The sequence below is a fragment of the Klebsiella sp. HMSC16C06 genome (assembly GCF_001808325.1).
Taxonomy (GTDB): domain Bacteria; phylum Pseudomonadota; class Gammaproteobacteria; order Enterobacterales; family Enterobacteriaceae; genus Klebsiella; species Klebsiella variicola.
The window spans coordinates 50,881-66,251 of the sequence record NZ_KV793021.1 but is presented as its reverse complement, the minus strand read 5'-3'; the positions used below and the strand labels follow the sequence as shown (position 1 = coordinate 66,251).

Below are 15,371 nucleotides of genomic sequence, written 5' to 3'. Positions count from 1 at the left end.
TGGAGGCTTTTCCTGTCAGGCATATGGCGGCTTCTGGTTGCAGGGGCCTTTACCCGCCAGCGGGTTTACAGTTGCAGTCAGTCACTCATCCTCTCCATATTCCCTCCTGTCCGCCGCCCCTTTCTCTGTCAGGAATACCTGCCCTGGCAGGCGGAAGTTTTTCAGCGTCAGAAGCGCCAACGGGCCTTTGCCCTGCTCGACGCGCATCAGGTAATGCAGCGGCAGACCGTCCGGCGCTTGCCACTGCAGCTTAAAGCTGCTGCTGTCCAGCTGTGTGACCTGCGCCTGTTCCAGCAGACGAATAAAACTCCAGCTTCCCCGGAAGTCGGCCAGAATACGTTCCATATTCTGCGTACTGGTCCAGCTCAGCGATGCGCCGGGCTGCCACTGCTCATGCGGCCAGCTGAAACGCTGCCAGCGTTCTTTCTGGTTGAAATATTCCAGTTGCTGGCCGTCAATCACCAGATGCGTTTTCATCACGTCACGTGCCGGTTTTGCCATCAGTTCAAAATGTACCCCGGCATCGCCGCTGGCAAAGGCTGTGTCGGCCACATCGCGCAGGCGATTCAGGGCGCGTAAAAACGCCGGGTTGATCGCCAGTCCCTGCGTGTTCATGGTGTCAGCCACCCAGTACCGGCCTTCGCGTTTCAACATTCCGGTGAGGTTGGTGGCAATAAACTGATTTATCCGCCCGTCGTCACGCAGGTACTGCGCCAGCAGGGGAAGTGAGGCGTCATTCGCTGTGTCTTTGAACGGGTAGCGCCCGGCAAAATCCTGCTCCCAGAGGTTGACAATAGCGCGCTGCCACTGCCGGTTAAGGCTATCCGCTGCGGGCGTCAGCACCTGTCGCCATGCCTGCTCCACCGGGCTAACAAACAACGACTGGCCAAAACCACTCCATTCTTCACCCAGACTGGCGGCTATCAGACGGCCATAATCGCGGGTATCGGTAAGATCGACCGTTTTCCCCTGAAATACGGTCTGCGCCAGCTGCTGGGTCATCTCCTGCGGGTCGGGGGCGTTAATCACCTGTTGCAGTTTGAGGCGCACACGGGTGACGCGGGTCAGCCAGGTTTGCAGGCTGAGCTGAGTATCACCCCGCCCTCCGGTTGTATCCCCGGTCAGTCGCAGCAGCGGGGCAAACGTTTTGTCCATTGGTCCCACCGGTGTTTCATCTTTTCGAACGGCATGCGACGTATTTTCCTTGCCGTTAAACAGTGCTTTTGCCGACTTTACCAATGAATCCGACAGGCCTGCGCTTTCCCTTCCGGTTGCCGCCTGCCATGCCACGGTATCCGTGAGCGCAATCAGCGGCGACTGGCGGGCATCAGCCATCAGCGTTAACTGGTCAAGCACGCCGAAAAGCGAGTCCTCTTTTTTCCAGCGAATACTGTTGAGGAAGGTCTGCCAGCTACCGGCGAAATCGGTGAAGTAGCGTGTGGTCAGGCGAGCGCGCAGCACCTCAGGCGAGATATCGGCGGATGCGTCCTGCCGACGGTCACTGAGCACCCAGTCGATTTCCTCGCGCCGGGCGGTGACCACCTGTTCTATTGCCTCTTTTACGTGTCCTTCCCATGCCTGACGGGTAAACATTCCCGGTACGGTCTGTTCGGTACTGAAAAGCGGGTCTGCCAGCGTGTCGCCGGTCATGTCTGCCAGCGTGATATCGGCGTAGTTACGGGAGACCTGTTTCAGGACGTTCTGATAGAGAGTGTTTTCCGCATTGCGAGCCCCAATCTGGCGCAGCAGTATTTTGCGTACCGCGCCGGTCAGTTCCGGCTGCGGGGCGATTTTCCACTGTGGATGCTCCGGCAGATTAGCCATCCAGAAGGTCAGCAGCGATGGCAGCACGCTTTGCCGGGTACCTTCCGGTACAGCTGCATAGCGCAGATGCTCTGCCATCAGCGTGGTGCTGAAAAAGGCGGCGTCAGATTTTTCCGGGCGGGACATCATCAGCAGCGCCTTAAGCTGTTTATAACGCTGTTCTCCCGTTGCGGTGCGTTGCGGACTGTTCGGCGGCAGGGCGACAAAGGCGTTCAATTGTTGCTGCAGATACGCGGCTGCGACATCGCGCACCAGCCGGTTTGCTGCCTGGGCATAACCAGGAAAGGCGGCGCTGAGCAGATGCGCGTTACGTTCAAGACCGAAACGCTGATACCACGGCGCACCGTGGCGAATACGGTACTGCAGACGCTCGAGTTGGCTCTGTAAGGTATGCAGTGCGGCCAGTTGTTCTGAAAGCGGCAGGCGGATATCACGCGCCCGCGTCGCCTGTATCCCGGTTTCCTGAATCAGGGCACGGTTGGCGAAAAAGGAGGTCATCATTCCGGCCACCCATACCGCCAGCACACAGGCGCAGATCGCTAACATAGTGCGCCACCACGGAAAACCCACTCTGCGCCCCCGCGCATTATCGCCAGTCACGCCCAACCATACCGGCGATGGCAACCATGCGTGGATCGCGGCCTCTGGCGCGGGGGTAAGCGGAGGGCTGAACATCAGACCACGCAGTTGCAGGCAAGAAAACGCGCCACCGGCAAGGGGCGGTTTTAGCGCCGTCTTCCATTTAACAATACCGCCTTCAGCGAGCTGATGGGCAAGCCGTAACAGGAAATCGTGGTGGTCGTTATTCAGTAACTGCTGTACTCCCTGTGCGGTCAACTGCAGTGTCCGCGCTTCCAGCAGCGACGCCAGTTGTTCCGGCACGCAGCGTTCAGGCAACAGGCAACCGACGCTTTGTAGCGTACGCCCAGCCTGATAACCACCGTCATCACAAACTTGCCACAGATATAACGGGGCCTGAAAACCGAGCAATTTTCCGCAGGTAGCCAGCTCACGCCAACCTTTATCCAGTTGCGCCGTCTGGCAACATTGTTTTTCCGTCAGCGGCCAGATAATGCCGTCCAGCGGACGGAAATGGCGCAGTCTTTTCAGGGATGTCAAAAGTGTCGTATCCGGGGCTGCCGACGCGGAGCCTCCGTATATTAACACTGTGTACTCGCCTTCCTGCCAGCGCTGCGCCGTTAATCCTGGTGCAATCGCTTCCACCTGCGTCGATTCACCCATCACCAATAGCAGGCGGACTTTATGTCGCCAGAGCAGGCCATAGCGGGACCGAAGTTTTGATTTAAGAAGGATGTAAAAATCATCAGATAGTCGCTTTTCATTTTTGGCCGGCACTTCAGGCCGATAAATCGTCTGCTCTTTCTTTTGTTTCCTGAGCCACCAGAATGGTGAACACACCAGTCCGAATAACAGGATTGCAAATATCCCTCCCCATAGTGACCACGCCTGTTGGGCGGATACTCCTCTCCTTGCCAACAAATCCTGATTAATGAAAATCAATAAGGCACAAATTCCTGCCAGCCCTATAATAAGAAGAAGATAGCCCCAGAAACCATAGCGCGCAGTATGCATTATTTTTCCTCACGCTCAAAATAGTGGCCTGGTGTAATTAAGCAAAGCCACTTTGTTTCAATTTTTTGTGATTTTTGACAAATAACCAACTGTTCTTTGCTCGTTTTCCTGGTGGCTTCAGTTAATATCGCCAGGGATAATGGAAATGCTAACTCACTTCCTGGGCCAAAAGAATGGTCAATCATGTGCAACGGCTGTCTCCTTGGCAGTTTCCATTCGTATTGGTTAGCATACTGCATAATGTTTTCTATTAGTTCATTGTTAATATTAGAAACCCAGATGTGTTGTAACTTGTTTTTATTTAATTGATTGTATTCAACTAGTGTATTTAAATTCGATTTCAGCCCCTCGGGTTCTAATGTCATGGTTCGACCTATACCAGCGATAACGGGGATGGCATGTCGTTTTGCAAATGAACAAGAAGAAATTAACTGACCAGAAACTAATTCACTGTGTTTGCCAGAGGCATCTCCTGACCAGCGTTGTAGGCAAATGACTAAAACCAAACCGTCGAAATTTTCATTATCATAGAATGACTCAATGCATTCAATGGAGTTGACTGTCTCTGGAACCAGATCCCACTGCGAGAGAACCGCTTGCTCTATTGTTTTACACTCTTTGTTTTTAGACTGTAATATATAAATTGTCTGCAAATGGTTGCGATAACCTGGATACTGATGCTCCAGGTTTTGATGGATGTTACTCGTTATTGCAGTGAGAGTGTTGCGCAATGGAAAAGAGAGAGGTCTCGCTTTTTGTGGATATGCAGGAATATCCTTAAGTGGTCCCAGTAATGAATCTATTCCTTCGCCATCTGGAGTGTAAATAATATTGCCAACTACTGCTAATTGTTTTTGACTCCATTTCCGCCAGTGTTCTTTTATTTGCTCTTTTTCAGTGTTCCACGCCAGGCAGGAGGCAACGGATTGTTCATATTTATTAATCACAACGCCCATGATGCATAACCAGAGGAATAATGCTGGTAATATGCCATATATCAATACGTCACCATATGTGACAAGATTAAAGGCAAATAGCCCGCACAGTCCACCTATGGTTAACATGGGAATTAACAATATAATCCAACGTCTGTAATTTGGTTTAGGAAGAGGGCTTCTTTCCGGTACTACTGGTATCATCCATCCCATATTATGACTCTATACTGTTTTCCGATTGGGAGCTTATGACACGGCATCCACATGCGCACTGGCAATTATTCACGACGATGTTTTTACCTTGTTCCATCGCTGTCGAATCACCTTCCTGTATAGGATTAACCCCGTGTTTAGGACAGGAAACTAAATCTCCTACCAATGCAACCTGTACGCCGTTAATAAACATGGTTGAAGATGCGGTTATGACCTTACCTCCATGAGTAGTAGCATCACCTAAACAAACAAGTCCTGACATATTTTCTATCCTGTTGAGCGGTTGGTAAAAGAAATTATAATGCGTTATAAAAGGGCTGGGTGTGAAGATATGGCTATAATATTCAACGTGTTCATTACTGTGGTAGACAGTATTGTAATATTGCGCTGATGTATTTTAATTTTCAAAAAAACAGACGCTTGCTAAGCATGTTATTGTCATTGCCACTGGCTGGGGTGATATTTAATTGTTTCGGTTATATTTTCCCACAGCGCTACCAGTTCGTTCTCGGTTAATACATCTCCAGGGTTTAGGAAATCAATTCGGTAAGACATTTTCAGATCAAGTGGTTTGCTGCCATTAATTTTATTTTCATGGATAGTTAGATAAAAAATATAACTTAGCGATGGGTCTGCGTCATTAACTACAAGTTTTTTAATCCACCACTCTGAAATCTCAAGGCCGTTGACCTTACGTTTGCCTTTGTACAGGGTTTTTCCGTGTTCTGTTTCCACCACCCGGGCGTCTTTATCCAGCAGCGGTGTACCGATATAACTGTCGTTGTCTGTTTTTAGTGCAACGAACACTTTTTTACCGTTTTTATAGCTTACGGAGGTTTCATACTCTCCGAGCAGTGAGGCATCAACCTGCCCATACTGAATAGCTAACTGATTGCCTGAGGGGCGCTGATTATCCTGACGGGGTTGCAACCCTGACAGAATAGCCAGTAATTGTGCTTTTTTTTGCGGGACATCATATCCATAGATTCCCGGCGAGCCCTTGCGATCCTCATCATAACGACTCGCTCGCCTGTCTGTGACCTTCATTTTGATTGAGAATGTAACACCATCCTCCCATTTCAGTGCATCCAACACTCTTGCAAAGTCCGGAGTAAAATATTCTTCATTGCGTTCAAAAATTGTGCCTTTTTGTGGTGATTCCAGTTGATATACCTCCTTCAGATAAGGGGCATCCTGCGGATCGACGACGTACGTATTCCTGAGCTTTTCTTCATAGCGCGTCAGAAACTGCCGGAACGGAGGGTAATATTGCCGTTTTGTTTCTAACGTGGTCATCTCTGAACCCTGGATAAACATCACCATCCCGGCTGGCGTAAATTCAGCCGGAAGCGCCACAGAATAAAAACCAAAATACCGCGTTTCGGGGTGCTGCAATAATGAGGTGACCATCACTTTCTCCCTGTCATTTAATGAATACTGATACGCGCCGGGTTTGAATGCCAGCCATCCCGTGATAAATATCCCCATCGCCAGCAGCAGGCCGTTTCTCAGGCGATGTGGGCCATTAAGCAAAAACCATTTTTTCATCGTAATTGACCTGCTGGGCAATTTTTATAATAGAGCGTAAGGCAAAAGCTTGACTGAGAGTATCCCGGTAAGCGGCTTCATGGAGAACCTGTACTGCCAGACGCTCCCGAATATTCTCATGAACGATTTGCCCGGCGCGCAAAGGCACCGTACCGTCGCCATTTTCACAGGCATCCCGTAGTGTAAAACGTTGTCCTACCCAGCCATATACTACGTTGTTATCGCCCTTGAATGCCCACGCCTGCTCTTCCGGGGAAAGTTCATCTTTCACCGTTCGATCGGTACTGACTTCACTTAAATAAAGGCGTTCGTCATTCATTTTTGGCACCGGCGGCGTCTGACCTATTTGACCGCTTGCCAGCGCCCCGCTCCAGACCGCCGTCTCCTGAGTCCGATACGCTGCGGGTAATTCCCCCCCTTTTGATTTTCCATAAAATAAGTAGGTCTGGAGATGATATTTATCTAATAATTGTTTATGGAGTGCTTTGACATCTCGATCAATTAGTTTTTTATACTTCTGCCAATCTGACTCTATCTGTTCTTTATTCAATGTGGTATTAAACGGATTCAACAGATTTTCATCCATTAGCTTCCACCATTTGTCTCGGTTCAGATAAAGCCCATTATAAAGACAGTTTTCTTTCTTATCGTCTTCTCCAACCGGGAGATCTCGGGGCAGCGTTAATGTACTACCGTCACGGTCAACGATCTTAAGCCAGTCGTCACCATAATCGTTGGCAGGGAGTAACTCCAGCGCGCCGGAAGACTGAGAGCCAATCGCCACCATCTCTGCTGCGTTGCGGCCAAGGATATGGCTGGTGAGATATCCTACAGCGCCAGCCAAACCGGACTCTGTATTTTCAGTACCGCGCTTCATGCGGGTATAGGTCGCCGCCGCGCCAACAGACGGCATCACACCGTGAACAATACCGTAAATCTTATCTCTGCCCTCCAGACATTCGGAATAATATCGTGCCACTAGTCCTCCCATAGAATGGGTCACCAGAATGACTTTGCTGCACTTCATGCCCTGAGTTTGATACTTGTCAATAATCCTATCGACTTCTTCGCCAAGTCTTTTTGCCGACAGTATATTGGAGCCCAGCCAGTTGTAGCCCACGACATGTACTGGAAACTGATACAGTTTCATGACTTCAAGGTATGTTTCATCCAGGGAATCCACGCCAAATTCCAGCCCCAGTGGTTCATCAACTAATTTTTGATAAATCGCACTCAGCGTATTGTCTTTTTTCGTTGGCTTATCCCGGTACAGTGCAGTCTGTAGCGCATCAAGAAAAGCGCCGTAGCTTGGGGCGGCTACCTCGCCCCAACCCCGATCGCGTCGTGAGCCAAAGAGTTTTTTTTCTGGATGATCTTCTTCCTCAGCCTTTAGTAAAGCTTTTGTAAATCGCTCCATTTCTTCTTTATCAGCGATATTACTGGGGTATTGCGTGGCTATTACCAGATCAATATATTTCTGTACATCTGGCGACATGGGAATAAGCCCTCTGTTGTCAATCTTCACCCGGTCAGGATGTAGTAGCCGTTTTCTCTCTTTTGGTCCTGATGAAGGAAGCGTCCAGCCCAGCAGTGAGGTTTTGCTATCATACCGCCACACGGCTATCGAATCTTCACCATCATCTTTGGGCTTTACTTTAAGATTCGTTCCCATTATTCCTGGCAGAAAAATAACCGGAATTACCCGCAGGTCCTCAATCTCCGCGGTGCCAACTTTGTTTTTATCGGCACGATCCATATGCATCGTCGTAGACATATATTCCCTCCGAATATCCTTAATCTTCCTGATTATCTAAGAGATCAATTTTTATTGATTCAACAAAAAGCCCGCTCTGCACAGGTAGTTTCCCTTGATCGTCAGTCGTCATTTCAACGGTAGTGCCATCGCCGCGGGTAACGCGTACCTTTTGATTCTTTGCCGGTTTGCGGGTTTGCTTCCAGAGGATCTCAGGGGTGATGGCAAAATCAGTGGAATCCCATTCCTGCATGGCCTGACTGATACTCTGACCACTGAATTTTTGCCAAACCGCTCCACGCTCTATAATTTTATCTGGTGCGGCACATTCCACCGTGCCACCTCCAATTCGAATATATCCACCACCACTGGTTAGGATGATTTCATTTTTTGCGCTAATAAGAATTTTTCCGTCGCTACTGCTTATGCGCAGATCTTTACATGCATCCAGGAGCATTTCATCGCTTTGTGCCTGAATCTCCACTTTGCCTTTGCTGGCGAAAATTTTAATACCAAGCTTTTGAGCAAACAGACTGACTGCTTCTCCCGCCGCTACAGTGAATTTTTTAAATACGCTGAAATCCGTATTTTTCCCACTGGTGCTAATCAGGTTTTCCCCTGAGGATAATTGCAGGCTTTTGGGCGTAACCTGTGCAATCCCCGCGGGAGCAGAAAACAGTAGCGCTGATTTTTTCAGCTCGGTCAGCGTTTCTGACAATAGCGTTTTTTGTGTCTGTAAATCCGCCAGTTCTGATTTTGCCACTTCAGCGGCGCTATGCAGTGCTTCCACTAAAGACAGCGCTTCCTGGAGCTGGCTTAACGCTTCATCCATCATCAGCGCCTGCCCCTGCGCCTTTTCCTGCGCATCGGCGCTGATAAAGACACCTTTTTTCGCTCTTATCGCACCCCACATATCGGTGCGCAGTTCGAAACCCTCACCGCGCTGCTGCTTCCCAGCATCCACCAGATGTCCCAGGTTCAGCTGGCTCTTTCCGCCGTACTCTGTGCTGACCTTGATGTGCTCCTTACCCCGCTCATCGTCCAGCCGGATTTTGTTATTCGCCGGGGTGCGCAGCACGTTGCGCTTATAGTTCTGGATGGTCACATGGTCGGTGTGCGCCGAGTCGTGTTTCACCCCGGCGATATATGGCCTGTCCGGGTTGCCATCCTCAAACGCGATGCTAACCTCGGTTCCCGCCAGCAGCGGCAGGTGCAGACCGTAAGTATCTCCCGCATAGGGGCGTGACTGCCGTACCCACAGGCTCTCGAAACCCGGCTTCCACGTATCCCGGTCAAAGTCCAGGTTCACTCGATAGCGCCCGTCTTTGTCGATATGAGCGTAGATATCATTTGCCGTGGTGCTGGTCACCCGCGCCGGGAGTGTCCCTGCCATCACAGGCCTGCGGATGAGAGGAGGGCGGTAGCCGTAGCGTTCGGAATAGGGGATGGCGGTGAATGTCAGTTCGTAACTGCGGTCTCGTGCTGCGCTGGCGGTAATCCCGGTTATCAGAATGCCCTTGCGGAATACCTCTGGCGCATCATTACCCTCGACCTTTATCTCCAGTCCCGGCATCAGCAGAGAACTGGTGCTCTGTCCTTTCAGGATGGCACGTCCGTTCAGGTAGCGTTCGTGGCGGATACGCGCATAGAATGCACCACTCTCCGGCGTCGCTTTGTCACCCGTTTTCAGAAAATTGTCAGCGTAATGATAGGCTTCACCGTAGGTGGTGTTATCCCCGCCTGTTACGTCAAACTGGCCTGTTGTCATCTCCGCCATCGCTTCACGGTAGTTGTAATCCCGCGTCGTGACGGACCTCGATACCACGCTGTAGGCCGTGTTCAGACCCCACACTGCTTCGGTTCCGCTGTCGCTCATCCCCGAAGGGTGACGCAGCGGCAGCGTCAGGCCGCGCTCATAGCCACTCTGGTCGTCGTAAAACTCGATAACCCCGATTTTCAGTCGGGCGTCGGTACTGAACCGGAACCAGATACCCACCTCCGACAGCAACCGTGAGATGAATGTCAGATCGTCTTCGTCGTACTGCATGACCTGCTCGCGTGACGGGTAGTCGCTTTTCAGGTTAAACACAAAGTCCTGACCGCGCATCTCATGCCGCTCGCGGAGTATTTTCTCCACGATTTGCGGCACCGTCTGGTTCTGATAAATCGCGTTCTGATGACTGCGGGACAGTAGCGCCAGACGGGGCTCCAGCCGCACCTCATACCGCGCCTCGTCCCGTGAGGAAGACAATTGCTTAAATCCGGTGATCACCCCGTACAAGGTACGCAGGGGAGTCTGCGTCGGTATCCCCTGCACCGGCGGGGCGGTCAGGCTGAATGCCCCGTCCTGCATCAATACCGACTCCGGCGCAATAGACTTATCGCTGCTGGTAAACTGAATGTCATAGCGGAACGGGGCGCTTAATTGCTCCTTGCCTTCAAAGGACAGTACGTCCACGCCGCTGCTCAGGCCGCGGATTTTTAACGCGTGGTGTGAGTGGTCGAAGTTCTGTGCATCCATCGTGGGCTTCCTTATTTCGTAACAAATTCCACAGAAGTTCCTCTTGCGGAGCCCTGTTCAGGCACGCTACCGCCCATAGCCATGACCTCGTGCCCATCAGGTTTACATCAGGCTAAATTGTGAATAGCGGTTGCTCGGTACCGGTACCACCGATATTCAGCGAGCCGCATATCGAACCCGTGCCAAAAAAGCAGAAGGCTTCCTGCCAGCCACGGTTAGCGGGCAGAAACTCCTTGTGGATTTAACTGAGATAACGCCGGTTCTGGCAGCATGTTCTGTTTCACGTCCTGACAGGCGTCAGTGCGGGGTGCCAGACTGATTTCGACGCGCCGGTTAGCGGCCCTGCCTTCCGGCGTGTCGTTAGTTGCCGCAGGATGGCTTTCGCCCAGCCCCTGTACGGCAAAACAGGTGGCCGGAATGTCGCTGGTCTGTAGCATCCAGTCGCGCACGGCTTCCGCGCGTCGCAGCGACAATTGCTGATTGGCTTTTTTATTGCCGGTGGTATCGGTATATCCGGTGACCACAATCAGCCAGCCCGGCCTTGCCCTGATATTTACCAGCGCGTTAATCAGCACTTTTGTCGAGCCGTCTTTCAGATGGGCCTGTCCGACGTCAAACAACGCCATGCTGTCGAGACGCACGCTCTGTACCGGTAATGCGTCTGCTACATCCCTTTTTTTCTCAGGTGGACGGTAATCGCGAATAACCCGCCATACCGGCTGGCGTAGCCGTTCGCCGGGATATAAGCCCAGACTGAGACGTAATGGCTCTCCTTCGCGAAAATAGCTATCCAGAATATTTGCATCGTCCTTCAGGACCGACAGGTGGTGGGCTTTAGCGGCGTCTTTGTCTGCCGGAACGGCATCATATTTATGTAGATCGTCGCTCACCTGCAGCAGCAGGGTGCGGTTTGCGGTTGCTGACAGACAGAGCGCAGCCACTCCTGCCACGGTGGTCATCAGCAGCGCCGCCACGCAGGCGCGGCGCACTGGCGTAAATCCTGATTGACGTGGTAACAGCGGCAGCATCATGTCCGGGAACGGCAGGGGAGATGCGCCGAACTTCGGTATCGCCTCCGGCGTCAGTCCCGTTTTCGCCGTTGTCCATTTCTGCCACAGATTGCCTTCTACCGCAGGCAGCAATGGTGCCTGCCCCATGCATGCCGCCAGCGGCGGATACCCGTTCAGCTCTGGTAATACCATCTGATTGAGCCATTGCATCAGGCTTTCCATCCGCAGAAGATGGCAAAGCCGCAGGCTGCTCCCATCGGTTCCGGGCTGTGCCGCCCATGCCGTCGGAGAGCTTTCTCCGGCGAGCGTCACCACCTGAACCTTGCCGCCGGCGCAGATAAACCACGGTAGATCATCCTCTCGCCCTGTGCCGGGCAGCCAGCTCCACAGCAGCAGCGGCACTTTTATGCCCGCCCTGCGGCGCACTGTCGCCAGACCGCCGACAAAGCGTCGCAATCGTTCCGCCAGAACAGCCATATCCAGATGAACAACCGGCACGACCGTGCAGGCCACACACAACTGAGAAGCCCATGCGGGGCGGTCAGCCAGCAGCACTTCAGCCTGTCTGATAAGTTGCTCTTCATCCGCAATGTGCAGGTACAGCCCTCCCGCGACCTGCCGCAGCGGGTTTTCTGTGAATAACGATGCTGCCGCGTCGCCGCACACCAGCACTACGGGCTGCCGATATGTTTTGGGCGGCAATCGGGACAGCCATACGCTGTCGGCCTCAGTCTGTCTTTTTTTTCCGCGCCAGCACGCCAGCAGGCCTACTGCGATGACGATAAGCGCCACTGTCACGCCAAATTTCATCGCCGTAGAGGCCTGATTGAATCCCAGCCATAGCGCCAGCACCAGCAGCATGCCCCACAGCAAAAGCGCCTGTTTCAGCGTGTTACTCACCCGGCTCATCTTCAAGACTTGCCTGTTGGCAGCAGTTCATCCACCAGTACATTCAGCCAGCTATGCAACCCCCACCAGACGCCAACCAGCACAAGCATTAGCAGTAGCAGCCAGCAAAAAGGAGACTGCCACAGGTAATGCTGACGCCTGGTCAAAGGCACGTTCAGCACTGCCGAATCTTCTTGCACCCTGAATGGCTCAACCCGCTTGCTGAACATCGCAATGAGATGCTGCCGTTCATCAGATTCGGGGTCCTGATAGCGCCCGCGAAACCCCAGCAACAGCACGCGATGAAAACAGGTCAGGACCGCCGGCGTGGGGGCTGGCTCCTGTAAAACCCGCTTCATACGCTCATACAGTAGTTCGCCCGCCTGAAGGGTATTGAAAAAATGCGACTGGAGAGGGTTTTTTAGCCAGACCATCTGGCCATCATCCATCCCGTCCCGGCTGAGAACGGTTTCGTCCAGCAGCGCGCACTGAGCGTACGTGATATGTTCTATGTCCTGCTGGCTGAATCCGGCCGCTGTCAGACGCTCGCGTACCCCTTCCACCTGCTGCAGACAATGGCGATATAGTTCCTGTCCGTGTCTTGCAGAAGTGCCCTGACGCAGTTCCACCACCGTCAGAAAGGTGTCGCGAAGTAGTACGTCAATGTCGATTTTCCGTTCCTGTGTCATGACCGCAGTACCGCAAAAAGCTCGGGTTTCAGATCGCCCAGCGTACCCGGCGCGTAAATCATGCAGCACCCAGCATCCAGCATGGCTTTAGCCGGAGCGCTCTGCATATCCAGCGCAAAATACTGATTCTCCAGCCGTAATGGCAATGCAGCCGGAACCTGCGTCAGCGGAACAACAGGGACACCGTTCAGCGCAACATTAACCAACAACGTAACGTCATCCGGCGCCCCGATTTTGCAGAGCCGTGGTAACTGTTGCAGAACGACGTGCGTCGGCAGCGAGGAGCGAACAGAAAGGTAAAAATCCGCCTCTTCCCGCAGGCGTGGATCGTGAAGTTCGGCTTTCCAGCGGTTGCCGGGAAGGGATTCCAGCTCGAGCGCAATCACCCGCGACGGCAGGCTGGCTTCGAGCAGTTCGCTGAGCAGGGTAAAAAGCGGCGGAAAAACGGAGGCTGGAGCATCATGGACATATGCGGGAATGGCGCTCACGTTGTGTTCAAGGGAAAAGGTCAGCAACGCGCCGGCCAGACGAGCCAGTTCGCGCCAGACGAGTTCAGGATGGATGCTCGGATACCGTAAAAAATCACTTAGAACCGGTTCAGCGCTGTTCAACGCATTGAGTAACCAGAACAGGGACACATCCGCTACCGCGAAGTCCGCCATACACTGATTGCTTTCCCGGCGCAGGGCCATCAGACGCCGGCACTTCGCTTGTAGCTGCAACAGCAACGTATCCAGTCGCTCCACCAGACCAATATGTGCGCTGAGGGCCAGCAGCGGCGGGATGTAGCTTTCATCCTGAGACCAGTTACCCTGACCATTCCGCGTCAGACGTGCAAGCGGGCAGGTGATGTAATCCTGATTGTTATCATGGGCGAAACGCAATGACAGCGCATGGCATTCAACGGCCATTTCTTCACTGTCGCTGCCATAAATATCTTGTACTTTATGCCATTCCTGACGATAACGCAGGGGTCTTTCAGTATGCTTTTCCTGTCCCAGATTACCGCCATTCGCATGTTCCAGCGGTAACGCCAGGACAACTATTGCCGTATTTTCCACCGCCAGAGTATGTAAATCACAAGCCAGAGGCAGCGCATCGGAAACTTCGGAGTCGATCAACGAGCCATCGGAAAAACGCAGGCGCAGGGTACGTAATTTTAACTTCCCTAACGCCAGTGCTTCTCTGTCAAACTCGACCCTCGCCACACCCCATGGATGACGGATACCCAACTGTGCAATGCTGTTGTTACTGTACGTTTCCCAGCGGGCCTGCTGCTGAAACTGTTGTGAGGACAGGAACGTTCCCTCAGCCCATAGTGGTCGATGAATTTTCATACTACACCACCGCCCGGTCAGGTTTTTGCTTTTGGCATTTGAGAAACCTGAGACCGTGCCAGCGTGACTTAACGTGCTGGACGTCTGGCTGATGCATAACCACATCCTCCGCAGATTTCGCCAGACAGGAAAGTGGAGTATGGATAGCTACCGTCAGATGTATTTTTTTAAACAACGACTGATAAATGCCGCCTGATCCCATCATTGTTGACATAGCCGCAGATGAAGAAATATGTTCCTTTGCAGACATCAAAATTTCCCTTTTGAAACTTTTATCCGGTTTTGCCCAATGACTTTCCCAGGCGTGCAGGTTAACCCCTCTCCTGTAACGACATTCTTGTTAATTCTTCCATCGCTCCAGGTTCAGTCATGGCGTTAGTGAAGTTGTTTTGGTTTAAATTAAGGCCAATTATTGGGGCTATAGTTAATAAATGTCTGGTGGACACTACAATCCCTGGCGGAGAGAAGATGTAGAGGTAACTTCACATTCATGGCACTTCCTGTTTTCAGGCCCGGCTTTATGTTAAAGCGAGTTTCGGGAACATTGTTTAGAAATTTTTTAGCCATGTTGCTTCTCCCTGTCTAACTAACCCCTGTTTAAGTATCTGACCTTGATCCAATTTAACAGTTAAATAAAGCGTGGTGCAATGTGGTCAGTGTCTGAAAGATCGTTATTATTACTACTATAAATAATTTGGCTCGTATCCTAAGATGGTTTTATTTATATGAAGTTTCTCAATTTATTGACCATCAAGGGCAATCTGCTTGGTTATGGATAAGTATAAGCATAAAATGCCGATAAACGATCGCGTAATAATATCGCAACGCCACTTTTTCGGAATAAATAAAAGCTTCTTTAATAAATGATATTTTTGCTGTGAATGATTTGGTGGCAAAAAGTTCGACCATCTACTGCGAGATTAGTGAAGTACAGAAGGGGAAAAGATGGAATTAATACCATAATTTAAAACAATCAGAAGAAGCTCTGGTATCAAAAATATAACATTTGCATCAATTATCATGATTTATTCAGTAATGAAAGTATGGTGCTGACTTATAA

The 15,371-nt window shown here is 51.5% G+C and carries 9 protein-coding genes; all 9 read right to left on the bottom strand.

Annotated features, from left to right (window positions below):
* Positions 1-81 precede the first annotated feature (81 nt).
* The 9 genes from HMPREF3142_RS22980 to tssK all read right to left on the bottom strand — a co-directional run bounded on the left by HMPREF3142_RS22980 (position 82) and on the right by tssK (position 14,311).
* Positions 82-3,417, bottom strand: coding sequence for an ImcF-related family protein (locus tag HMPREF3142_RS22980; protein ID WP_070612723.1), 3,336 nt, complete (start codon positions 3,415-3,417; stop codon positions 82-84).
* Complete coding sequence (locus tag HMPREF3142_RS22975; RefSeq protein ID WP_064171467.1) at positions 3,417-4,565, bottom strand: hypothetical protein; 1,149 nt, start codon at positions 4,563-4,565, stop codon at positions 3,417-3,419. Before HMPREF3142_RS22975 ends, HMPREF3142_RS22980 begins: the two co-directional genes overlap by 1 nt.
* Before the next feature lies 1 nt (position 4,566).
* Positions 4,567-4,827 carry a PAAR domain-containing protein gene (locus HMPREF3142_RS28605; protein ID WP_048268134.1) on the bottom strand — a complete coding sequence of 87 codons (261 nt, stop codon included), beginning with the start codon at positions 4,825-4,827 and terminating at the stop codon, positions 4,567-4,569.
* Positions 4,828-5,003: 176 nt separating this feature from the next.
* On the bottom strand, positions 5,004-6,113 hold the full coding sequence (locus tag HMPREF3142_RS22970) for a T6SS immunity protein Tli4 family protein (protein ID WP_070612721.1): 1,110 nt from the start codon (positions 6,111-6,113) through the stop codon (positions 5,004-5,006).
* On the bottom strand, positions 6,091-7,887 hold the full coding sequence (locus HMPREF3142_RS22965; RefSeq protein ID WP_064171202.1) for an esterase/lipase family protein: 1,797 nt from the start codon (positions 7,885-7,887) through the stop codon (positions 6,091-6,093). The genes HMPREF3142_RS22970 and HMPREF3142_RS22965 overlap by 23 nt, the downstream gene beginning before the upstream one ends.
* A 19-nt stretch (positions 7,888-7,906) precedes the next feature.
* Positions 7,907-10,387, bottom strand: a complete 2,481-nt coding sequence (locus HMPREF3142_RS22960; RefSeq protein WP_070612719.1) for a DUF2345 domain-containing protein — start codon at positions 10,385-10,387, stop codon at positions 7,907-7,909.
* A gap of 215 nt (positions 10,388-10,602) precedes the next feature.
* Positions 10,603-12,306 (bottom strand): OmpA family protein, encoded by a 1,704-nt coding sequence (locus tag HMPREF3142_RS22955; RefSeq protein WP_070612717.1) that lies wholly within the window; start codon positions 12,304-12,306, stop codon positions 10,603-10,605.
* A 2-nt stretch (positions 12,307-12,308) separates the two neighbouring features.
* Positions 12,309-12,974: a type VI secretion system protein TssL, short form gene (tssL, locus tag HMPREF3142_RS22950; protein WP_048268126.1), complete on the bottom strand. Its 666-nt coding sequence runs from the start codon at positions 12,972-12,974 to the stop codon at positions 12,309-12,311.
* A complete protein-coding gene (gene tssK / locus HMPREF3142_RS22945; RefSeq protein ID WP_048268125.1) occupies positions 12,971-14,311 on the bottom strand; it encodes a type VI secretion system baseplate subunit TssK in 1,341 nt (446 codons plus the stop codon). Before tssK ends, tssL begins: the two co-directional genes overlap by 4 nt.
* Positions 14,312-15,371: the final 1,060 nt, after the last annotated feature.

Bases quoted from the DNA above. Each gene is read 5' to 3' on its own strand.
- HMPREF3142_RS22980 (WP_070612723.1), bottom strand. From the start codon at position 3,417: ATGCATACTGCGCGCTATGGTTTCTGGGGCTATCTTCTTCTTATTATA.
- HMPREF3142_RS22975 (WP_064171467.1), bottom strand. From the start codon at position 4,565: ATGGGATGGATGATACCAGTAGTACCGGAAAGAAGCCCTCTTCCTAAA.
- HMPREF3142_RS28605 (WP_048268134.1), bottom strand. From the start codon at position 4,827: ATGTCAGGACTTGTTTGTTTAGGTGATGCTACTACTCATGGAGGTAAG.
- HMPREF3142_RS22970 (WP_070612721.1), bottom strand. From the start codon at position 6,113: ATGAAAAAATGGTTTTTGCTTAATGGCCCACATCGCCTGAGAAACGGC.
- HMPREF3142_RS22965 (WP_064171202.1), bottom strand. From the start codon at position 7,887: ATGTCTACGACGATGCATATGGATCGTGCCGATAAAAACAAAGTTGGC.
- HMPREF3142_RS22960 (WP_070612719.1), bottom strand. From the start codon at position 10,387: ATGGATGCACAGAACTTCGACCACTCACACCACGCGTTAAAAATCCGC.
- HMPREF3142_RS22955 (WP_070612717.1), bottom strand. From the start codon at position 12,306: ATGAGCCGGGTGAGTAACACGCTGAAACAGGCGCTTTTGCTGTGGGGC.
- tssL (WP_048268126.1), bottom strand. From the start codon at position 12,974: ATGACACAGGAACGGAAAATCGACATTGACGTACTACTTCGCGACACC.
- tssK (WP_048268125.1), bottom strand. From the start codon at position 14,311: ATGAAAATTCATCGACCACTATGGGCTGAGGGAACGTTCCTGTCCTCA.